General features: G+C 66.7%; 25 protein-coding genes. 21 read left to right on the plus strand and 4 right to left on the minus strand.

All coding sequences use genetic code 11. The annotated features are described in order from the left end of the window. Nucleotides 1–17: 17 nt before the first annotated feature. From U5O44_RS06835 to U5O44_RS06845, 3 genes are all read right to left on the minus strand, one after another. Complete coding sequence (locus U5O44_RS06835; protein ID WP_322587708.1) at nt 18–368, minus strand: HU family DNA-binding protein; 351 nt, start codon at nt 366–368, stop codon at nt 18–20. A gap of 117 nt (nt 369–485) precedes the next feature. Further along, nucleotides 486–794 (minus strand): helix-turn-helix transcriptional regulator, encoded by a 309-nt coding sequence (locus U5O44_RS06840; RefSeq protein ID WP_322587709.1) that lies wholly within the window; start codon nt 792–794, stop codon nt 486–488. A 412-nt stretch (nt 795–1,206) separates the two neighbouring features. Further along, nucleotides 1,207–2,391: an AcaB family transcriptional regulator gene (locus U5O44_RS06845; RefSeq protein WP_322587710.1), complete on the minus strand. Its 1,185-nt coding sequence runs from the start codon at nt 2,389–2,391 to the stop codon at nt 1,207–1,209. A gap of 268 nt (nt 2,392–2,659) precedes the next feature. On the opposite strand from U5O44_RS06845, the gene U5O44_RS06850 reads away from it, so the two are divergent. The 6 genes from U5O44_RS06850 (at nt 2,660) to U5O44_RS06875 (ending at nt 8,030) form a co-directional block, all read left to right on the plus strand. Further along, nucleotides 2,660–3,238 carry a hypothetical protein gene (locus tag U5O44_RS06850; protein WP_322587711.1) on the plus strand — a complete coding sequence of 193 codons (579 nt, stop codon included), beginning with the start codon at nt 2,660–2,662 and terminating at the stop codon, nt 3,236–3,238. A gap of 58 nt (nt 3,239–3,296) precedes the next feature. After that, on the plus strand, nt 3,297–3,488 hold the full coding sequence (locus U5O44_RS06855) for a hypothetical protein (protein ID WP_322587712.1): 192 nt from the start codon (nt 3,297–3,299) through the stop codon (nt 3,486–3,488). After that, nucleotides 3,475–3,786 (plus strand): hypothetical protein, encoded by a 312-nt coding sequence (locus U5O44_RS06860; RefSeq protein ID WP_322587713.1) that lies wholly within the window; start codon nt 3,475–3,477, stop codon nt 3,784–3,786. Before U5O44_RS06855 ends, U5O44_RS06860 begins: the two co-directional genes overlap by 14 nt. A gap of 89 nt (nt 3,787–3,875) precedes the next feature. Continuing rightward, complete coding sequence (locus U5O44_RS06865; protein WP_322587714.1) at nt 3,876–5,495, plus strand: ATP-binding protein; 1,620 nt, start codon at nt 3,876–3,878, stop codon at nt 5,493–5,495. 294 nt (nt 5,496–5,789) lie between these two features. Beyond that, complete coding sequence (locus U5O44_RS06870) at nt 5,790–6,794, plus strand: DUF7146 domain-containing protein (RefSeq protein ID WP_322587715.1); 1,005 nt, start codon at nt 5,790–5,792, stop codon at nt 6,792–6,794. A 171-nt stretch (nt 6,795–6,965) separates the two neighbouring features. After that, on the plus strand, nt 6,966–8,030 hold the full coding sequence (locus U5O44_RS06875; RefSeq protein WP_322587717.1) for a DUF932 domain-containing protein: 1,065 nt from the start codon (nt 6,966–6,968) through the stop codon (nt 8,028–8,030). Between the two features lie 60 nt (nt 8,031–8,090). Here U5O44_RS06875 and U5O44_RS06880 read toward each other — a convergent pair whose 3' ends face one another. Then, the gene (locus tag U5O44_RS06880) at nt 8,091–8,327 is read right to left on the minus strand and encodes a hypothetical protein (RefSeq protein WP_322587718.1); all 237 of its coding nucleotides are present in this window, start codon (nt 8,325–8,327) and stop codon (nt 8,091–8,093) included. A gap of 237 nt (nt 8,328–8,564) precedes the next feature. Between U5O44_RS06880 and U5O44_RS06885 the strand changes: the two genes are divergently transcribed. The 15 genes from U5O44_RS06885 to U5O44_RS06955 all read left to right on the plus strand — a co-directional run bounded on the left by U5O44_RS06885 (nt 8,565) and on the right by U5O44_RS06955 (nt 20,961). Further along, a complete protein-coding gene (locus U5O44_RS06885; RefSeq protein WP_322587719.1) occupies nt 8,565–8,924 on the plus strand; it encodes a hypothetical protein in 360 nt (119 codons plus the stop codon). Between the two features lie 7 nt (nt 8,925–8,931). Further along, on the plus strand, nt 8,932–9,555 hold the full coding sequence (locus U5O44_RS06890) for a FlhC family transcriptional regulator (RefSeq protein ID WP_322587720.1): 624 nt from the start codon (nt 8,932–8,934) through the stop codon (nt 9,553–9,555). Nucleotides 9,556–9,656: 101 nt separating this feature from the next. Further along, on the plus strand, nt 9,657–11,234 hold the full coding sequence (gene mobH, locus U5O44_RS06895; protein ID WP_322587721.1) for a MobH family relaxase: 1,578 nt from the start codon (nt 9,657–9,659) through the stop codon (nt 11,232–11,234). 1 nt (nt 11,235) lies between these two features. Next, nucleotides 11,236–13,173, plus strand: coding sequence for a conjugative transfer system coupling protein TraD (gene traD / locus U5O44_RS06900; RefSeq protein WP_322587722.1), 1,938 nt, complete (start codon nt 11,236–11,238; stop codon nt 13,171–13,173). Then, nucleotides 13,170–13,793, plus strand: coding sequence for an IncC plasmid conjugative DNA transfer DtrJ family protein (locus U5O44_RS06905; protein ID WP_322587723.1), 624 nt, complete (start codon nt 13,170–13,172; stop codon nt 13,791–13,793). The genes traD and U5O44_RS06905 overlap by 4 nt, the downstream gene beginning before the upstream one ends. Nucleotides 13,794–13,919: 126 nt before the next feature. Beyond that, entirely contained in the window at nt 13,920–14,417 is a 498-nt protein-coding gene (locus tag U5O44_RS06910; RefSeq protein WP_322587724.1) for a hypothetical protein, read from the plus strand. Nucleotides 14,418–14,643: 226 nt separating this feature from the next. Continuing rightward, complete coding sequence (locus tag U5O44_RS06915; RefSeq protein ID WP_322587725.1) at nt 14,644–15,168, plus strand: lytic transglycosylase domain-containing protein; 525 nt, start codon at nt 14,644–14,646, stop codon at nt 15,166–15,168. Next, a complete protein-coding gene (locus U5O44_RS06920; protein ID WP_322587726.1) occupies nt 15,165–15,857 on the plus strand; it encodes an OmpA family protein in 693 nt (230 codons plus the stop codon). Before U5O44_RS06915 ends, U5O44_RS06920 begins: the two co-directional genes overlap by 4 nt. A 156-nt stretch (nt 15,858–16,013) precedes the next feature. Further along, nucleotides 16,014–16,358, plus strand: a complete 345-nt coding sequence (locus U5O44_RS06925) for a hypothetical protein (RefSeq protein ID WP_322587727.1) — start codon at nt 16,014–16,016, stop codon at nt 16,356–16,358. 31 nt (nt 16,359–16,389) lie between these two features. Continuing rightward, nucleotides 16,390–16,689: a type IV conjugative transfer system protein TraL gene (traL, locus tag U5O44_RS06930; protein ID WP_322587728.1), complete on the plus strand. Its 300-nt coding sequence runs from the start codon at nt 16,390–16,392 to the stop codon at nt 16,687–16,689. Nucleotides 16,690–16,707: 18 nt separating this feature from the next. Next, nucleotides 16,708–17,274: a type IV conjugative transfer system protein TraE gene (gene traE / locus U5O44_RS06935; protein WP_322587729.1), complete on the plus strand. Its 567-nt coding sequence runs from the start codon at nt 16,708–16,710 to the stop codon at nt 17,272–17,274. Beyond that, the gene (locus tag U5O44_RS06940; protein ID WP_322587730.1) at nt 17,261–18,160 is read left to right on the plus strand and encodes a type-F conjugative transfer system secretin TraK; all 900 of its coding nucleotides are present in this window, start codon (nt 17,261–17,263) and stop codon (nt 18,158–18,160) included. The genes traE and U5O44_RS06940 overlap by 14 nt, the downstream gene beginning before the upstream one ends. Further along, entirely contained in the window at nt 18,157–19,560 is a 1,404-nt protein-coding gene (locus U5O44_RS06945; protein ID WP_322587731.1) for a TraB/VirB10 family protein, read from the plus strand. The genes U5O44_RS06940 and U5O44_RS06945 overlap by 4 nt, the downstream gene beginning before the upstream one ends. Next, on the plus strand, nt 19,547–20,338 hold the full coding sequence (locus U5O44_RS06950; RefSeq protein WP_322587732.1) for a DsbC family protein: 792 nt from the start codon (nt 19,547–19,549) through the stop codon (nt 20,336–20,338). The genes U5O44_RS06945 and U5O44_RS06950 overlap by 14 nt, the downstream gene beginning before the upstream one ends. Continuing rightward, on the plus strand, nt 20,335–20,961 hold the full coding sequence (locus tag U5O44_RS06955) for a TraV family lipoprotein (protein ID WP_322587733.1): 627 nt from the start codon (nt 20,335–20,337) through the stop codon (nt 20,959–20,961). The genes U5O44_RS06950 and U5O44_RS06955 overlap by 4 nt, the downstream gene beginning before the upstream one ends. The last annotated feature ends 4 nt before the right edge of the window (nt 20,962–20,965 follow it).

Below are 20,965 nucleotides of genomic sequence, written 5' to 3' on the forward strand. Positions count from 1 at the left end.
CGCTGTGTGCAAAGTCGTCAGGCCTTCTTGGCCTTCACTGCCTTCTTGCTCGGCCCTGCGCCACTGGCCTTCGCAAGCTTGCGAGCAGCCGCCTTGGGATCGACCGCCGCCTTGAACGCGGTGCCGGCCGTGAACTTCGGCAGCTTCGCCGCAGCGATCTTGATCTTGGCGCCGGTGGACGGGTTCACGCCGTTGCGGGCCGCGCGAGCGTGCTGCTTGAACGAACCGAAACCCGGGATGACCACTGCCCCGCCCTTCTTGACGGTGGTCACGATGGCATCGAGCAGGGTGTGCACGACGCGACCGGCCTCGGCCTTGGTGAGGGCGTGCTGGCCAGCCAGGTGTTCGATCAGTTCGGCTTTGTTCATGGGTAGTCGGTGCAGTGGCTCCCGCACATGCGGGCGGTGCAATTGTCCGCTACGCCGACCCACCACGCCCCGCTGGCCGGCGACACGCGCGACACGGCCACGCGCATGCCTGATGCGTCAGGAACTGGGCACCTGCTGCGCGATCCAGCGCCTGATCTCCTCGGCCCGCCAAACGGTGACCCGTGGCGAGAGCTTGACCGGCGGCGGGAACGTCCTCGCCTCGACCCGGCGCCATAGCGTGGACTTCGAGATCGGCACGAACTGCAGGACCTGTGACTGACGCAGAAACCCCGTGTCAGGCAGGCGAAGGCTGGTGGGTGGAGGTGGCACCGCCACGGCTTGTGCAGCGGCAGTGGATGGCAATGAGGAAAGCGGTGGTGAACGCATGATCTGCCCCGTTGGCGGCTGGCGCCGCACGAAGGTCATGACCTGCACTGTTGCGGCCGCGCTAGGTCAGGGTTGCGCCAAGCCGATAGGGAACGTCAGCAAGCTCCGCAACACACTCCTCGGAGTCCCGCCGGGAGGTGTGGATCAGGTACACGCGGTCTTCGCAACCGGGATGCCGATGCAAACATGCGGCAATCAGGCATCGGCACAACCGGGCACGGCGCGAGGCGCCGGGATTGGCCGCGAGCGGCACAGGCAGGTGACGACTGCTACGCCGCCTCGCTCAGAGACGGAAGCACCCGAGGTGCGAGCCGCGACGTGATGCGACCTGTCGAGACGGTAGCGTCCTCGGGCCCATGCATCAAGGCGCGCAGCGGCGCGTCGATCACTTGCCGCGCCCGCAACCGGTCTTTGGGCGGATCGTTCGCACGGCGAGGCCATGCGGCGGCGATCAAGCCTCTTTCACTGCGTCCCCGCGCTCGTCCGTGTCCACCGGGTTCGCTTCGCGTTGCGGTTCCTCCTCGGCGCCGTCAAGACCCGCTTCGTCGCCCGACAGAGGGGTGCGTCCATCATCCAGGTCTGCCATCACGCCAGGTGCGGGCTCGGACGCGGCATCAAGCACGGGTGCGAGATCGAGCGAGCCTTGCTCATCCGGTGACGCCGCCGAGCGGTCGCCGCGTCGGCCGGGTACAGCGCCGCCGGCCTGCGCCGCAGCGGCGGCGTCCATTCGCTTGCGCAATTCCGTCGCGAGACGCCGCGCGGCGTTGGCAACGTCACGCACCTGCCGCTTCTGGCCCGCGCGTTGAGTGTCCACCGCTCGCGAGGTGATGACATCGTGGATCTCCAGCGTCTGCAGCAGCGGCATCAGCTGATCCAGCTTGCCCAGTACCTCGAGATAGCGCCGCCCGATCGACGAGAGGATGCCGACTTCGATCTCCAGCGGCTGCGTGTCGTAGGTGGCCACGCCTTCGATGCCATGCGCCTTGAACAGGGCTTCGGCGCCATCGATGGCCTGGTTCAAGGCCTCGGCCGACGCGTCCACCATGTCGCGCAGCACCTGCTCCACCTTGGCCACGCCGTCAGAGTCCAGACGCGTACGCGCGATCACCGAGATGAAGTGCGCGTTCAACTGCAGGGTGTTGAACAAGCGCACGAAGAGTCGTTTGCCCTCGGCGCTGGTGAAACGCGCCATGATCTTGATGCTCGCACCTTCGACGCGCCGGAAATCGGTCTTGGCCTCCCGCGCCAGGATGCGCTCGTTCACTCGGCCTTGGTCGACCTTCACGATGGCGGTCGTTGCTGGTGTCGCTGTCATGGGCATGCTCCGGTCGTGGTTGTGATCGATCGTGGACAGGACCGCGCGGCGCCGCCACTCGAAATTCCCACGCTGCCGACGCCAATTCGCGGTCGGTGACCTGCGCAGCGGCCTCACCACTGTCCGCACCCACGATGTCGTGAATCCGGCAACGTGCTTGTGGCATGCGAGGCCTGGCCCGCCGATGACGTTGACCCGGTAGGCATCAAGCTCTACTGTCCGTTCACGCAGCAGCTGGCCCTGCACCCACTTCGGCAAGCCTTGGAGTTGATCGCCATCGCCGTCGGCGTCGCACCAACCTCGCACGGTTGAGACGACCAACCCGGCGTCCACAGGCCGGCAACCCGACCGGCGAGTTCACCGCATCGACGAAATCTCTCGGGGCGCGACCTTCACCGCGCGCCGACAGCTTTCTCGATCGGCCGTTGGCTCCGATCAGGCGGCTCGTGCCGCCATTCACCCAGCCAGCCCAGGTCGCAAGACCAGAGCAATACCTCAAGCCGTCGGACTCGATCCGACGATCGTCACCCACCGTGGGCACGCCCCCGCCACGGGAAGCCGTGCCTTCATCTCACTCATGGAGGCAGCGATGCCCGACATCAACGCACACCGTCAGGCCGACGGGCCCTACACCGACATGCCCCACCTCGCAGCAGCGCCGGCTTGGTCCGCGCAGTTGGGCACGCCCTGGCTGTTCGATTCGGAAACCACGCCCTGCACGTCCCATCTGCTCGGCAACGACGAGAACCCGGTCGACTGGACGGAGGAAGACGTTGTCTATCTGCATTGGCGGTTGCTGCAGGACGTCAGCAGCCTGAGCGATCCGGACACACCGCTCGAAGACAAGCTCGACACCCTGCGCTGGGTGTTCACCGAGCGCGAGAAGGACGGGCGTCCGTTCTCGTTCACCAGTTGCCTGCGGGTGGTTGGCTGCAGCCCGTTGTCGCCCATTCCCTACTGCGGCCTGGTCGACCCGGAAGAGATCCGCGATCACATCCGCGCAGGCCTCAGGGTCTGGATGAGCGAGACGCTGGCGCGCTACCCGCAGTGGGTGCGCGACGCCGTGCAGCGCAATCCCGAATGGGTCGAACAGCGGCTGACCAAGAACCCGCAGTGGATCAACGAACAGCTCAAAAAACTCACCGTGCAGTCCGACCTGTTCGCGTAAGGCCCTCTGCCGTAGCGCCATCCCGGAGCGGGTGGCGCACTCTTCCCAAGGACAGCCCATGCCGTCGATCAAGAACACGTTCTGCCTCCTGGCAATCCTCGCCGCCTACGGGCTGGCGGCGTACTGGGACGCGAATGAAGAACAGGAAGAGATTCATGCCAGCGCAGCGTTGCCCCCGACGGCATCCGATGGATCGCCACCGCACGGCAACACCCCCACACCCCATGGAGTTCAACATGCTCAGCACTGAACACCGTCAACGCACCGACCAGCCGATGTTCCGTGTCGCGCAGGCCGGTGACATCGAGTACCTCGTCAAGGAGTGCGAGGTGCTTACCGGCCACGCGGGCCGTACCTTTGTCATCGCTGGCGCCGAACGCCTGACCTACCGGCTTCAGTGGCACGCACTGGGCTGCAAGGTGCAGCGCCTCGGCGACGACGACAAGGCGCTGAGCACGCAGTTTCTGCTGCTCCCCGAGTTTCACGACCACAGCTTGTGCGAGGCCCTGCGGGCCGGCCAGCTCTACACGCACCCGGTCACGCGCTGATTCACAGCCGTGCGCCGATCTCATCGCGGTTCGCCCTCATCCGACACAGGACAGGTCGACCGCCCCCACCTCTGACCATCGAGGATTCCATGAAGATACGCATTCGAATCAACGAAGACGGCGCGCTGCGCAACCAACGCTTCGCCTTCTCCGACCGGTTCACCCTGGTCTCCGAATTGCTGCAGAACGCCCGCCGCGCGGGTGCCAGCTTGATCCAGATTCAGCACGACGCCGAAGCCCGAACCCTGCGCGTGCAGGATGACGGTGCCGGCATCGAAGACTTCCAGAAGCTGCTGACCTTCCACGAGTCTGGATGGGACGACGCCACCTGCCAGGAGGAACGCCCGTTTGGTGTCGGGTTCACCAAGTGCCTGTACGCGGCCACGCATTGCACCGTGGCGTCGCGTGGCCATCGCATCGACTTCGACACCGAGAATGCGCTGGCCCGCGCGTCCATCGACGTGCAGCGGATCAATGAACATGCCAGCAGCGCCGTCGACGGCTCCATGGAGCGCGGCACCCGTGTCCAGCTCCAAGGTGTGGACCTGCCCGACCTCGCACAACGCATCCAGACGCTGTGCCGCGGCTTCGAGGTCCCCGTCGAGTTCAACGGCCAGATGCTGATCCGTCCCGACGCGAAGGGCGCACTGCACTTCGTGCGAACGACCATAGGCGAAGTGCACCTGGTCGGCACCCTGAACGGCGAGCACAGCACCGAACTGCAGGTCTACCTGCAGGGCTTCTGCGTCATGCGCCGCCCCAGCTACCCGCTGAGCCACCGCGTCAACGTCATCCACCTCGACCCGAAGGAGTTCATGGCTCGCCTGCCAGACCGCGACACGCTGATCGACGCCGACAAGCAGGAGCAGCGCATCCGGGTCGAGTTGCGGGCCCTGTGGCGTGAGGTGCTGCTCGAGCGCAAGGCAGAACTGTTGCCCGAGCGCTTTGTGGCCGACTTCTACGCCGTCATGCGGTCCTGGTCGCATCTGGACCTTCTCGACGATGTTGACGTGCTGCCGGCCGAGAGCTGCGAGGCCGTCGTCGGCTACCCGATCCAAGTCGATTCGACCGAGCGAAGCTATCTGCAGACGATGACGCGCGCACCGGCAAGGCAAGACATCGAGTCGGGCAAGGTCACGCTGGTCAGTGTCGAGGAAATCGGTGAAGACAACGCCGGGCGCTGGATGTACGCCCGCGCCAAAGGACTCGTCGTGTTCTCGCCCTACCTGTTGGGGCCGACGCACTGGGTGCAGGCGCACGTCCGCTACCTCGACGACGAGGACGTGACCGTGGAGCCGATCGGCGTGCAGGCCAGCACCACGCTGGAAGGCCGCTGGGTCTGGCCGGAATTGCAGTTGTGCCGCAGCGTCCGCGTGACGGTGGGCGGCGATGCGGTGGAGATCACTGATGCCGGCGTCTACAGCGACGGCAGGCTCTACATCCCCGAGGGCGAGACCAGCGGCGACGCCGTGCGCCAGGCCTCGAACTTCATCGACTCGAACGAACAGTTCCGCGAGGACGATCTGGAGGCCGACCGCGAGGCCCTGGCCGATCTGATCCGGCTGCTGCGGTCAGTGAACCCGAAGGACACGCTGAACACACTGCTGGCCGAACTTCGGCTGGAGAAGTACCCCTTGCTGCATGGCAAGGCGTTTCGGGTGACGGTCGGGCAGGTCGCGGGCGAGCACGCCATCGAGCTGATCGACTGATCTCGTTGCGCCTGGGGAGGAAGCTGCGGCTTCCTTTCCCGAACTGGTCGTGCGCCTTCGCCGCATTGCCCGCTCCGGAAAGTCTTCCCCACAGGTAGCTGACACACCTGGCCCGCATCGGCGAGCACCAAGTCAGCCTCGGAGTTCCCTCGCGATGTCCTGAGCCCGATCGACGGGCCGGGTCACTTTCGCCCATCGATGGCGCCCTGCCATTCGCCCGCCTGCTGCATTGGAGTCACACCGGACTGTTCCGGCGCGTCCTTGCCTCGCGGGTTCACCCACAAGGAGTTCACCATGACCAAGGACGAATGCGACGTGCGCGTCCAACACGTCAAGCAACGCGCCGCCGGCCGCTGGACGGAGATCCTGCGCAGCCTGACCGGAGACCACCCCTGCCTCAAGGGCAGCAACCAGGGCTGCCCCGTCTGCGCCAAGGGCAAGGACCGCTTCCGCTACACCGACAAGGACGGTGAAGGCACCTACTTCTGTCACGGCTGCGGACCCGGAGGGCCCTTCAAGCTGTTGCAGGCACTGACGGGCTGGGACTTCGTCAAGGCCCTCGGCGAAGTGGAGCGCTGCGTCGGTGCCATGCCGGCAACCACGCAGTTCAGTGCTGCTCCCCTGGCCGAACGCATGAAGAAGCTCGCCCGCAAGATCTGGGATGAGGCCGTACCCGTGACGCCGGGCGACGAAGTGGACCGCTACCTGAGTGGCCGTGGACTGTCGCTGCCGACCCATCCGGTCGCGCTGCGATTCCATCCGGCGCTGGGCTACTTCGAGAAGACCGAGGGCGGCAAGTCGCGCAAGGTCGCCGAGTACCCGGCCATGCTGGCCCGCATCGATGGCGCCGACGGCCAAGCCGTCACGCTGCACCGGACCTACCTGAGCGGCGGCCGCAAGGCTATGGTTCCGGATGCCAAGAAGGTCTTGTCCTCCGGCATCAACGGCGCGTCGGTGAGGTTGTTCGCAGCCACCGACGAACTCGGCGTCGCTGAGGGCATCGAGACCGCGCTCGCGGTGCATCTGGCCACCGGCAAACCGGTGTGGGCGGCCTTAAGCGCGGGCAATCTGGAGAAGCTCTCTCTGCCGGACTCGGTGCAGCGCGTCTGCATCTACGCCGACAACGACGCTGACTCCCAGTTCGACGGCCAAGCCAGCGCCTTTGCGCTGGCGCGCCGCCTGATGAAGATGGCCCGTCACGTGCCGCGCCAGGTGCAGGTCTTCCTGCCCAAGCAGCCCGGCAGCGACTGGGCGGATGTCTGGTGGGCCCGCGTGAGCGCCGTCAGGCGCGCCGCATGACTCGCCATGTGCTGACGGCCGCTCTCGCCGCCGACGGCATCTGAACCCGCGCGACCTCTCGCGCGTCCCTGAGTTGGGCCTGCTGCCCTTCTCCTCGTCAACCCCACGGGGACGTGCACCCCGCGGATGGGTCGTGCCGTCTCCGTTCCTTCCAATCCAATGGAGTTTGAAATGAAGAACGGACGTTCTCTCGTGAGCCTGGCCCAGGAACTGGAGCGCCAGTTGCACTCGAAGAAGGATTTGGTGGTGTCGTCGTCGCTGTTGCGGCACGACACCGACGATCGCGGTGACACCCGTCTCGTGATCGAAGAGAACAGCGGCGCGGTGCGCTACGGCGTCACGCCGCTGGCGCGCCGGCAACTCGCCGACAAGCTGAAGATTCCGTACGCGTATTTCGAGCGCATGCGCGAAGAGCAACCGGTGCTGCTGGACCGCAACGTCAACACCTGGCTGCAGAGCGACGACGACCGCCGCATGATCCGCACGCTGGATGGTCAAGTGCGCGCGGTGCTGTCGGACCGCTACCGCCGACTGGACAACTTCGACCTCGCCGAGAGCGTGCTGCCCATCCTGCAGCAGTTGCCAGAGGTGCGTTTCGAATCGGTGGAACTCACCGACACCAAGATGTACCTGAAGGTCGTCACGCCGCGCCTGACCTACGAGATGGCGCCCGGCGACATCGTGCAAGCCGGCCTGGTGATCTCCAACTCGGAGGTCGGACAGGGCATGCTGTCGGTGCAGCCGCTGGTCTTCAGGCTGCTGTGCCGCAACGGCCTGATCGCCGCCGACCGCTCGCTGCGCAAGACGCACGTCGGCCGCACGCTGGCCACCGAGGACGAAGGCATCGCCGTCTACCAGGAGGACACGCTGCGCGCCGACGACAAGGCCTTCTTCCTGCGCGTGCGCGACGTGGTGCAGGCGGCGGTGTCGGAGACCACGTTCCGGCAGACCGCGATCAAGATGCAGCGGACGCTGAACATCCCACTCATCGGCGATCCGGTGAAGACGGTCGAGGTGCTGGCCCAGCGCTACACGCTCAACGACAGCGAGCGCAGCGGTGTGCTGCGGCACCTGATCACCGAAGGCGATTTGTCGGGCTACGGCCTCGTCAACGCCGTCACGCACTTCTCGCAGGAGGTCGAGGACTACGACCGGGCGACCGAGTTCGAAGCCTTGGGTGGCAAGCTGATCGAGCTGCCTGCCACCGAGTGGAAGGGGCTCGCCGAAGCGGCGTGATGAACGCCTCATCGTGAGTTCCTGGGGGAGGGACAGCCATGAGCTGCCCTCCTTCTTTTATCAATCCTGCCCGCGCAAACGCTGCTTTGCCTGTCGAGTCAACCGGACCGCCAGAAGCGCTTCAGCCCGATTCCTCCCAGCACCCTTGCCAATCACCCTCAGACCCATCGCGGCGAGCAGCCGGTCCCGGATCATCGGGCGCAGTTTCAGCGCCGCGAGCTTTCCCGCAACGTGGTCGGGCTTTGCGGCCTTGTCGGCAGTGCCTCGCACCGCAGCAGTTCGTGCAGTTGCCTTCATGGCCGCTCCGATAGTCGGTTAGCCATTGCCTCTGGTTGGGGTGATTTGCCGGGGTGCTTCACCGGCAGCACGTCGTGTCCGAGCCCACGAGTTGCCCACCTGGAGTTGTGGGTGCTGCATGGTTGACGGTCAGGATAAATTGATCTTGACCTGGCCTCCTGCTGAAGAATAACTTCCACCTACGGGCATGCAAGGCATCTTGCGACCGATGGCAGACGTTGGTCCGCAGGAGGCGACATGGGGTCAATCGACGGTCTTTCCGAGGTTCAGATGGCAAACCTGTGCCTGCTGATGACGATCCGCGACTGCGTCCTGAAGAACGCCGTCGCCGCCTGCTGCCAATTCGGCATTGCAGAAGACCTGGGCCAGTTGGTCACGGCGCTGTCGCACGCACAGATTTTCTCCATCATCGTGAATCTCGGCAACGAATGCCTGTTTCTGCCTCGCCAGAATCTGAGCCAGCTGCTCTCGCTGCCCCTGCCGCTGTTGGCCCCTCTCTTTGCGGTTCACCCGCCGCGCCCAGCCCCGCTGCCGGAAGCGTCCGAAGCCCTCGCCAGCACGACAAATCAGGCACCGCAGTCTCGCTCGGCGACATGAGGCATTCATGCGCACCGCCCGGAGCAACGCAGCCGCCGAACGCCACATTCGCGCGCTGGAGCTGGCCCGCGACTGCGTACAACTGGGCGCACGCACCCGCACCGTCGAAGTGCTCACCGGGCTGAGTGCCTCGCAGATCAACCGCTTGTTTCACGGCCACCCCAGGCCCTCGCAGCGTGGCCGGCCGCCGGATTCGCGCGAGTGGTACTACACCACCGACCTGCCGAATCGCATTCAGTCTTGCATGTTGGTGTCGATCTACCGGCGCTTGTGCAAGGTCGGCATCGACCCAGCGCGCGCACTGGTACAGGGCTACGCACACTACGTCGCTGCCTGCAAGGGCCGCCCTCGACTGAACATGGATCGCGCCTTCGATCTGGTCTCGCACTTCGACGGCCGCTGGGTGGCATCGCAGCGCAGTTTCTCGCTCGCAACTTGCCCCGCGTGCGCGTCGCAATTCCTGACCGGCCTGCTGGCCAGCAACGGCGCGGCGGCTGAGTGCCCTTTTTGCAAGCTGCTTGAGCGCTTCCCGCGCGATCCCCGCATTCAGGACTCGTTTGCGGCCGTGGAGGTGGGCGAACCACCCGAAGTTCTGCTGCCTATCGGTTTGGTGCTGCGCGCCATGCGCTGAGCCGCCACCTTCGATATGGAGCTACCAGAGATCGACTTTTCAGTGGCATGGGCGCCAGAGATGCGATGACGATGGAGGCCCCAAACGCCGGTGCACACTACATGTCCAATCCTGCCGGCGCTACCCAGACTTCTCCACCAACCCACGGCGCGGGCCCCGCCAACTGGACGCCTTCGGCGCGCGGCGGTGACATCGCCGCGCTGCCCGTGGACCAGATCCTGGCCCCGCACGGCGAACTGCTCGATCGCATCAGGATCTGCTACGGCGTGGATCCACCGAGTTTCGAGCGCGACATCCTGGCCGTCGTGCGTGGCTACGCGGCCTATGTCCACCTGCTGCCGGCCACCGCCAACAACTACTTCAGCGATCCCGGCGGATTGCTGCAACTGGGGCTGGAAGTTGCCTTCTTCGCACTGCAGGGCACCGACGCCCACATCTTTTCCGGCAGGGCCACGATCTCTGCGCGCCGTCATCTGGAGCCGCGCTGGCGGCTGGCCACGTTCATCGCGGGCATGTGCTGCGAGCTCCACTGCACGTTGAACCAGCTCACGGTGTCGGATCCGGCGGGGCAGCGCTGGCCGAGCTGCATCACACCACTCGCGCGCTGGCTCGGGGATGCACGGATCGAGCGCTACCAACTCGGCTGGCAGCCTGGCGCGCCGAGTTGCCGCGCTGCAGGTGTATTCGCCTTGCGCCTCATGCTGCCACCCGACGTGCTGCAGCACTTGGCCGATGGCAATGCGGTCGTCGTGCCTCATCTGTTGTCCAGCATCTCGGGCATGCCGCTGTACGGCCAGCACAACGTGCTCGACGAATTGGTTCGCCGCTCCGCCGCCCTCGTGATCGACCGTCACCTGCGCGCGCGTGCCGTACGAAGTGGGTCGCCGACGCCAGGCCAGCATCTGGGTCAGTACCTCGTCGACGCGATGCGTCGCCTCGTGGCATCGAACGCAGCCTGGACTGCAAATGCCGAGAGATCCCGCGTCTGGTACGCCTCAGACGGCCTGTTCATCGTCTGGCCAGGTGCCGCCCACGACATCCGCAAGTTGTTCGACACCGACCAGATGCCGGGCATGCCGCGCGAACCGCAAGCCATGCTCGACGCCCTGCTGATCGCCGGCGCGGCACAGCCACAGGACGACGGCACTTCGCTGTGGCCTGTCACGCCTCCAGGCGCCAAAACGCCCGTCGAGGCGATGAAGCTCTCGTCGCCGGCCATCCTCTATGTGCCGCCTGTCGAGCCACCGGCGCCTCTGGGCTCGCTGCTGCATCTGTCGGTCGAGGGCCATACCGGACCCAACGTTCGACCCGCCGAAGCAGCTCCGGCCTCGATACCAGCGCTGTCGCTGGCCGCGCCCATGCGACTGGATGTCGCCGTGCGCAAGGCCCTGGACGACATCGTCGCTGAACTCAACGGCCGCGCAGGAGCAGCAGCCGCACGCCGCGTCCCCACCGGGCTGTTCGTCCCTCTTGCCGAACTGCAGGCGCGCGGCATCCAGACCCCGCACGCGATCCGCGCGCTGAGCGACGTCCGGATGCTGGCACCCGGCGATTTCGCTGCGATCCCCATGGCGCATCGCGACGTGGATGGAGCGCCCGTCCCCGGAGTGATCATCGCCGCGCGCCACGTCTCGGGATTCATCGCGCCCGAGGACATTGACCCGCACGAGGGCAGCTGACATGCTGATCCGCCCCTACGAGATGCCGTGGCGCCGGGCCTACGAGGCCTATGCGGCGACCGTCTGGCTGCTCGCCGCGCTGGGCAGTGCCTGGGCGGCCCAGCGTGCCGGCGTGCCAGTCCGGGTGTCGCTGCCGCTGGCGCTGTGCTGTCTTGCGCTGGCGGCGCTGCGCGCACTCCAGTCCCTGCGCATCCTGGTCGCACGCGCGTCGCTGACCGGACGCGCCATGGAAGTCATGCCACCGGACCAGCTGGAGCGTCTGACGCGCGATCCGGATCAAGTCTTCCTTGGCTTCGGCTTCGAGTGGCAGCCGCACCATTCACAGCGTCTCTACGAACTCTCCAAGATCGACCACCGCCAACTGGCCGTTTCACCTCGCCTGCTCAACCTGCTCGGCCATGACGTGCGGCCACAGCCTGATGCGGAGATCGGTCTGCCCTACATCCACGGCGTCGAGCCCATCGAACATCCACAACACCGACCGCTGCAGAACTTCGAGGGCGGCACACTGCTGGTTGGCACGACGCAATCAGGCAAGGGGGTGGCCCTGGCCAACCTGATCGGCCAGGCCATCCGCCGCGGCGATGTGGTCATCGTGATCGACCCCAAGAACAGCGTGCGCCTCAAACGCGCCGCGATGCGCGCCTGCGAGCTGTACCGCGAGCGGGGTTGCTTTCTCGAGTTCCATCCGGCCTTCCCGGAGCGGGGCGCCCGCCTGGACTTCACGTTCAACTGGCAGAAACCGACCGAGCTGCCATCTCGCATCCAGGCCATCCTGCCGCCCGACACGGCCGGAGCCTTCGGCGCCTTCGCATGGGACGCGGTGAACGTCGTCGTGCAGGCGCTGGTGGACCTGGAGGAACGGCCCAACCTCGCCAAACTGGCCCGCTACATCGAGGGCGGCATCGAGCCCGTGCTGGAACAGTCGCTGCGCCGCTTCTTCGAGGCTGAGCTGGGGGCCCAATGGCGCGAGCAGCCCGAGATGAAGCGTCTGCTCAACGAGGCCCACCGCGGCAACATGAGGCGGCCGTCGGAGGCGACCACCGCCGACCTGATGGCCTTCGCGTCCTACTACGAGCACCAGGTGCCGCAGTCGCAGCGCAACAAGGTGATCGACTCGCAACTGCGCGTGTTCCGCCACAACCGCGAGCACTACCAGAAGATCACCGCCAACCTGCTGCCGGTGCTGTCCATGCTGACCTCCGGCGATCTGGGTCGCAGCCTGAGTCCGGACCCCTTCGATGCCGATGACGTGCGCCCGATCATGAACTTCGAGAAGATCGAGCGCGGCGGCCATGTGCTGTACATGTGCCTGGATGCATTGCCTGACCCCTCAGTCGCCTCCGCGATCGGCGCGCTCGCGCTGGCCGACCTGGCTGCGCGCGCCGGCATGCGCTACAACCTGGGCGGCTATCGCCGCATCTCGCTGTTCGTCGACGAGGTGTCGAACGTCATCAACCAGCCCTTGATCGAGATCCTCAACAAGGGCGCCGAGGGTGGCATCTACACCACCTGTGCGATGCAGACACTGGCCGACTTGGCCAAGCGCCTGGGCAGCGAGGACGCTGCGCGCATGGCGCTGGGCAACCTGAACAACCTGATCGCATTGAGGACCAAGGATCGGCCGACACAGGACTTTGTCGTTGAGACCTTTGGCAAGACGGCCATCCACACCGTTCGCGTGGGGCTGAGCCACGGCGGCGACGCGCATCTGGGCGACTTCTCATCCAGCCACTCGACCCAGCTCACCGAGAGCTTCGAGGAGATCGTGCCGGCCGACGTGCTGGGACGCTTGCCCAACCTGCAGTACTTCGCCTCGATCTCCGGCGGCCGGCGCATCAAGGGGCGGTTCACCATCCCCGACACGAGCGCACCCGGCTCGGCGCAGCCAGCAGCGGCGGCAACCGCAACCGCAACCGCAACCGCCAGCGCACCATGATTCGGCTGACCGCGATCGCGTCGTTGACCTTGCTGCTGGTGCTCGTGCTGTACCTGCCTGCGGCCATGCCGCCCGAACGCTTCGTCGCGCAACTGCGCTCGGAACAGCTGATGAACGAGCGCTTTTGGGGGCAACCGCATGCGCTGCGCATCCTGAATCGCATGCTGGATCTGCAGGCGGGCATGGCGGGCGTGAACCCGGTGCCGTCCGGCGCGAACGCCCCCTCGCCCGACCAAGTCCACGCCGCCGTCGCCGACGAGATGGGCCGCGTGAACCAGCGCCTCTTTCAAAACGTCTACTTCCGCTCGATCGACGCGCTGCTGGCGCTAGCCACCTACCGCTTCTGTGCGCTGCTCGAATGGTTGCCCGCGCTCTGGCTGATCGTGGCGGCGCTGTTCGCGGACGGCCTGCTGACGCGGGTAATCCGGTCCATGGAGTTCAAGCAGCACAACCCGGAGGTCTTCGCGCTGCATGCGTGTGCCGCCATTGCCGTCGTTTGCGGCACTGTGCTGGCATTCGTCCTGCCGATCCCAATCGATCCGATGGTCTGGGGCTCGGTCCCGCTGGTCGTTGCGATATTCGTTCGAGGCAGCACGGCGAGCTATCACCGACGGCCGTAAGCCCAGCCGCCGACCGTTCGCGCGCCGATGGCGAATTCGACCTGCCTTGCCCCGAATTGCCGCGCGACGGGAACGACGCCGATGTCTACGCTGGAGTCCATCAAGTCACCGGCCGAGACACACGCCATGCAACCAACCACGCCGATCCAATCGACCACCGTTTCGACTGCGATGCCCGGCCGCACGGACACCGGCGACACGATCGAAACCTTCGTCTGGGTCGAGGAGCATGACTGGCTCTACGCCCTGCTTCAAAGTGGGTTGAACGTGTCGCCGAAGTTCCGCGTGCCCGACTTGATCAGCGCCTGCGTATCCCAGCTCCTCGCGCAAGAGGACGCCTCGGATCGCCTCTTCGGCTACCTCGGCGCTGAGCTGATCATGCGTGCACCCGGCACGCCGCGTCGCAAGGAGTCGATGTGGCGTGACCAGTACCAGCAGTTGCAGGCCCTGCAGCGCTCACCCAGCAACCGCTACCCCAACCCACAATTTCAACTCGACCAGTTGACCACGGCCTGTGTGGCCTTGGCGTGCCGAGAGGACCGGAGCGGCGCGACGACGTTGCGACATGCACGCATCAACATCGTGCGCCGCTCGGCCATCGGCAAGGTGATCCTGTCCGCGTGATCGCGCGCACCCTGGCCAACGGCCATACCCGATTTCAACCCGCCCTCCACCCGTTCCCGACCTGCACACGCGCCAACCCCCCGGAGCCTCATGCCGGGCACGGCATCGTTGACTGACCCCGCCCGGGCTGCACCCGGACTCACCCGCCTCCGACCCCGGCCGCCCCGAGCGACCTCACCCACGTCTCCGCGCTTTGCGGAGTGGTTCGGATCCTACGAGGTGAGCCATGCCGCTTTTGCACGTCGCTACATCGATTCTGCTGATCGCGCTTCCCGGCTGGGCCAGCGCCTGCTGGGACGAGGCTGGCCAACGTTACGGCGTGTCGCCGCAGTTGCTCTACGCCATCGCCCGCGTCGAGTCAAACCTCAATTCGGCGGCCGTCAACCTCACCCATCGTCAGCGCACCGGCAGCTACGACATCGGGCTGATGCAGATCAACAGCTCGAATCTGCCTGCCTTGGGTCGGCACGGCATCACCGAGCGCGATCTGCAGGACCCCTGCACCAACATCCACGTCGGCGCCTGGCTGCTCGCGCAGAACTTCGCGCAGCACGGCGTCAGCTGGCAAGGCGTCGGTGCCTACAACGCCGCCTGCACGCAGCTCAAGGGCAGTGCCTGCGAGTCGGCGCGCAGCCGATACGCCTGGCTGGTCTATCGCCGCCTTCCACGCAGCGGGCCTGTGCAGGCGCAACAGGGCCAAGCCGCTATCGCCTCGGCACGCCCGATCCTCGCCGCACGGGTGTCGCCATGAGCCGAACCGCATTGATGCTCGGCGTGCTCGTCGCCATGTTCTGCGGCCTGTCGCTCGTCGCCTGCGGGCTGTTCGGGACCGACGTCGCGAAGCTCGACTCGCCGCACGCACCAGGGTCCGCATCCGCCACCCACCGGATCACACAACTCGACTTTGCACGCGAGGCCCGATACGCCCATTGCGTGGAGCCCGCCTGTCCCACCGTGACATCCAAGACGCTCGCGGCGCTTCCTGCTCCTGCCGCATCGCGCGTCGTTCCCCAGGCCATCGCCCAAACCGCCAGTGCGGCGCCGGGCAGGGACACCACCCCGCCACCGTCCACGCTGCTCACAACCCCGGCGCCCCACACGCTGGTCCTGCACTTCAGGATCAACAGCGCCGCACTGACGACCGCTCACAAAGCCCTGCTGCGCGACGCGCTGGCAGACCTGCAGCGCACCGATCGAATCGTGATCGCCGGCCGCACCGACGATCTGGGCAGCGAGGCACTCAACCAGTCGTTGGCCTTCGCACGGGCTCTCGCCATTCGCGATCACCTGCTGGACTTGGCGCCGGATTTGCCCGCCCGCATCTCGATCGACGCCAAGGGGCGCTGTTGCTACGCCGTTGCGAACGACACCGAGCCGGCACGCGCGCAGAACCGCCGCGTCGAGATCAGTTTCACGCCGCGAACGGGAAGGACGCCATGACGCCCTGCCCGCCGTTCGAGAGTACCGAGCCACAGCCACCGCGCTGGCTCACGCCGGCCGCAGCCCGTGCGCCGCCGCGCGGCGACGTCGGCCGCACTCTGCGCCGCCCTCAACACCGCATTCGCACCCTGTGTTCCCCTCATTTGGAGCCTCTTCATGAGCACTGCTGTCCTTCGCCCCGTTGTCATCAACCGCAAGCCGCTGGCCGCCTTCGCGCTGCTGGCCTTGCTCACCCTCGGCCTGGGCATCGCGATGCCCGGCTACGCCCTGGACCTGGTGGCCTTCACCGGCATCACCGGCCCGATGGTCTCCGCGCTCACGCAAATCGCCGCGCTCGGCCCAGGCATCAAGGCCCTGGTCGGCTTCGTGGGCTTCGTCGTCGCACTGATCTCGCTGTCCGCGCTGCGCAACTTCGGCCCGGTGCTGTTCTACGTCGGCCTGGCGATCTTCGCGGCGGTCGGTCTCGTGATCGCCGGCGCCATCATGGGCGCGGTGATCTGACGCTGCGGCACCGACGCTTCCTGGAGGCCGCATGCAAGCCAACACCTACATCCCGCGTCGCCTGGACGACCAGTGGAAGATCGGCTTCTGGGACGTCGACGTCGCCGCGCCACTGCTGTTCGGCCTGTTCATGGGCTACATGTCGGGATCGAAGCTGTCCTTCGTCGCATGCCTGGCCGCGGGCATGTTCAGCTCGCGCTGGATCGCCCGCATCAAGGCCGACAAGCACCCGGCCTTTGCCGTGCACTGGCTGTACTGGCACCTGCCCACCAGCCCGATGACGATGTTGCGCGCCACGCCGCCGTCGCACCTGCGGCGCATGGTCGGCTGAAGCCTCGAGGAAACGACCATGGACTTCGACCGGCTCAACGGCGACCTCAAGGAACTGCGTCGCCGCAACCGCGGGCTCGGCCTGGCCGTCGGCGCCCTCGCCATCGGCCAGATCGTCGCGCTGGTCGTGATCCTGAACCTGCTCGGTTCGGTGCGCACGCTGGTCGTGCCGCCGTCGCTCAACAAGTCCTTCTGGGTCGAGCGCGACAAGGCCAGCAGCGAATACCTCGAACAGATGGGCAGTTTCATCGCCTGGCTGGTGCTGGACGTCACACCCTCGTCCATCGACTGGAAGAAGGACATCTTGCTCGGCTACGTCGAGCCTGAACAGCACGGTGCGCTGAAGACCCGCCAGGAACTGGAGGCCGCGCGCCTGAAGCGCATCAACGCCAGCACCGTCTTCGCTCCCCAGCAACTGGTGCCGAGCGAGGACGCGCAAAGCGTGGTCGTGCGGGGCCGATTGCGCACCCTGGTCAACGGCCTGGAGACCGCCAACGACGCCAAGGCCTACCTGGTCGAGTTCAGCTACGCCGGCGGACGCATGCACCTGAAGACCTTCAAGGAGATTCCCAATGCTGCTCCGTAGCTCCGGCAAGCGATCGGGCGGCCACGCCACGCGGCGATGGCTGAACCGGTCGGCGGTCCTCTTCCTCGCCGCGGTCCCCGCCCTGCCTGCGTTCGCGCTGCAGGTGATCGAAGCCCGCGACGGCGTGGCCGTCGAGGCCATCGTGTCGATCAAGGAAGCGACCCGCATCCGCATCGAAGGCGCGCCGATCACCGACGTGTTCGGCAGCATCTATTCGAGCAACTGTGGCGTGCCGCCCCAGGCGTTGGCGGGAACGAGCCCCGGCGTCTCTACGCCCGGCGGCAACGCAGGCCCGCTCGTGAATCCCGCCGGCGAGATCGTGCTCGAGTGCGACCGCGACAAGGGCGAGATCTACGTGCGGCCAATGGGCGAGACATTGGATGGGAAGGGCAAGCCCGTCAACCTGTTCATCTCGTCGGCCCAGGCCACCTACACGCTGCTGCTGCGCCGCGCCGACACGCCGGCCGACACCATCGTCATCCGCGACAAGACCGCGCGTACGGCAGCCGCCGTCGGATCGCCGGCCACCCAGGGCCCCCAAGGCACTTCGGCGAACCACGTCCGCGCGATGAAGGCCCTGCTGGTGGCCATGGCCTCGGACCGCGTAACTCCGGACATACGCGTCGATGAGATCAACCAACCCGTCCAACTCTGGGCGGAAGCCAGGCTCCTGCTGCTACGGCGCTACGAAGGCCGCAGCCTGGTCGGAGAACACTACCAGTTGCACAACGTCAGCTCGACCGTGATGGTGCTGGCCGAGCAGGAATTCGATCGCCCCAACAGCGCCGATGGCGGCCAGGTGCTTGGCGTCGCGATCGAGCACCACAACCTGCGCCCTGGCGAGAGCACCAGCGTGTTCGTCATCCGTCGTGGAGGCACGCAATGAACAGTGCCAACTTCAAACCCGCCGCTGCGCTGCGTAACGGGCTTCGGGATGCACTGCGGCGCATCGTCGAGCGCCTGTCGCCGAAGCAGCGCCAGGTCGCGATGCTCGGTGGCGTGCTGCTGGGCGGCATCGGGCTGCTCTGGCTGGTTTTTGCGGCCAACGACAACAGCGGCAAGGACAAGGCCATCAAGACCGGTACCGGCACGCCCAGCGCCGTCACCAACATCGGCGTGATGCCACCCGGCCAGCAAGTCAACCCGGTGGACCAGTGGGTCGGCACGGCGGGCAGCAAGCTCGCGCAGTACGAGACCGAACGCGAGGAACAGGGCCGGCTCAATAAGGACCGGCAGGCCTTCGAGGCGCGCACGATGCAGCGCTTTTCCGAGTTGGAACAGCGGCTGACTTCGGCAACGCAGGCGGCGGCATCCAACGCGCCGCCGGCAACAGCGCCGGCGCCGATGCCACCCGCGCCGCAAGGCATGCCACCCGCAGCCAGTCTTCCGCCGCCGCTGGCTCGGCCCGGCGCCATGCCGCCAGGCGTGCCGGGTGGTCTGGCCACGCCGACCGCGCCGGCGCCGGCAGCCCCGGTGCTCACCCGCATCACGCTGAGCGACCGAGCCAAGGCGGCGGAGACCTCACCGGCGGGCACAAGCCCCGGCGCGGCTGCGACCAGCGACGCGCGCACCGTCTCGACCTTCCTGCCCGTGAGCTTCACGCGCGGCACGCTGCTGGGTGGTCTGGATGCACCCACCGGCGGCCAGTCGCAGTCGAACCCGCACCCGGTACTGATCCGCCTGTCGGACAACTCGGTGCTGCCCAACCGTTTCCGGGGCGAGTACCGCGACTGCTTCGTGATCGCCGCCGGCTACGGCGACATCAGCTCCGAGCGCGCGTACCTGCGCACCGAGAACCTGTCCTGCGTGCGCGCCGACGGCGCGACCCTGGAGGTCAAGGTCCAGGGCAGCGTCTACGGCGAAGACGGCAAGGTCGGCATGCGTGGGCGCCTGGTCACCAAGCAAGGTCAGATGCTCGCCAATGCCTTGCTGGCCGGTGTGGTGAGCGGCATCGGCCAGGGCGTGTCCAGCGCATCGACCACCTACAGCACCTCGGCACTCGGCACCATCGCCAGCGCCTCCGGCGCCGAGGCCTACCGCGCCGGCATCGGCAGCGGCGTGGGCAAGGCGTTGGACCGGCTCGCCCAGTACTACATCAAGCTGGCCGAGAACACCTTCCCGGTGATCGAGATCGACGCCGGCCGCGAGATCGACGTCGTGATCACCAAGGGCGTGCGCATCGATGTGCCGATGACCGCCTCGGTCGCCACGTCGGTCGAGGCGCCTCGCTCCAACCCACTTCCCACCTCCCGCTACCAGGAGCCTACCGATGATGGCGACTACTGATCGCATGCGCCGCGCATGCTGCGCAGCGCTGCTGCTGACCGTACTCGCGGGTGCCATCGCACCAGCAACCGCGGCCACGCCCGACGAGACCCGACTGCTCGAACGCCTGCGCAAGGCCAACCCCGGCACGCGCTTCACCGAGGTCACGCGCTCTCCGGTGGACGGGCTCTACGAAGTCTGGATGAACGGCAACGTCGCCTACGTCTCGGCCAGGAACCCGCGCTATTTCGTCTTTGGCCGCGTGTTCGACACCCAGACGATGCGCGACCTGACGGGGCCCAAGCTCGCGTCGGCATCGCGCTCGGCACCCAGTCCGGCAACCGAGGTCGCGGTGGACAAAGTGGAGTTCGACCAGTTGCCGCTGGCCGATGCGATCAAGACGGTGCGCGGCAATGGGCAGCGCAAAGTGGCGATCTTCAGCGACCCGGGTTGTTCGTTCTGCCGCCGGCTCGAACCCGAACTGGCCGGCATCGACGACGTCACGGTCTACACCTTCCTCCTGCCCTTCCAGGGAAGCGCCAAGCCGATCGCGATCTGGTGCGCCGCCGACCGCGCACTGGCCTGGCAGCGCTACATGCTTCAGGGCGATGCGGCGTCGCTGAGCCAGACCGCCACCTGCGAGCACCCGGTGGAGCGCAACCTGGCGCTGGCACACCGGCTGGGGGTGCAGGGCACGCCGACCTTGATCTGGGCCGATGGAACACGCACCGACGGCTACGTGGAGCGCAGCGTGCTCGAAGCGCGCCTGAAGCAGGCATCTGCGGAGGTGCGGCCATGAACCGAGCCCATCGCCTGCCGCAGGCCTGCGGCCTGACCGGGCTCATGCTGGCCATTTGCAGCGGCATCAGCGGCTGCATGAACCTGTCCGGCCTGAGCGGCAGTTCGAGCTACGCCTGCAAGGCCCCCGACGGCGTGACCTGCGACTCCGTGTCCGGCACCTACGCCAACGCAGTGCAGAACAACCTGCCCAGCCAGCGTCGACGCGCGAACACGCCGGCGGCCTCCGGCAGCCCGCCGGCATCGGCTCCCACGGCCAGTGTGGTCACCCCCGCCGCTATGACCGAGAGCATCCCGGCCACTCCCGTCTCGCTGCGCTCTTCACCGCGCATCCTGCGCCTATGGTTCAAGCCCTGGGAAGACGCGGATCACGACCTGTACGACCAGGGCTACGTCTACGTGCAGGTCGATGCCGGTCAATGGCAAATCGAGCACGTGCAGCGGCAGATCCGCGCCACCTATGCGCCGTTGAAGCCACCACCACGCGCCGCAGCCACCGAGGCCAAAGACGGCGCCGCGCTGCCCACCAACCTCAAGAGCCTGCCTCGTCCAGTGGACGGTGCATTTCCTGGAACTCCGTCTCCGGTCGCCCCTGCCCCGCGCAGTGGCGACAACAACGAGTAGGGAT

It is taken from the genome of Sphaerotilus sp. (genome assembly GCF_034519685.1).
Taxonomy (GTDB): Bacteria; Pseudomonadota; Gammaproteobacteria; order Burkholderiales; family Burkholderiaceae_C; genus Sphaerotilus.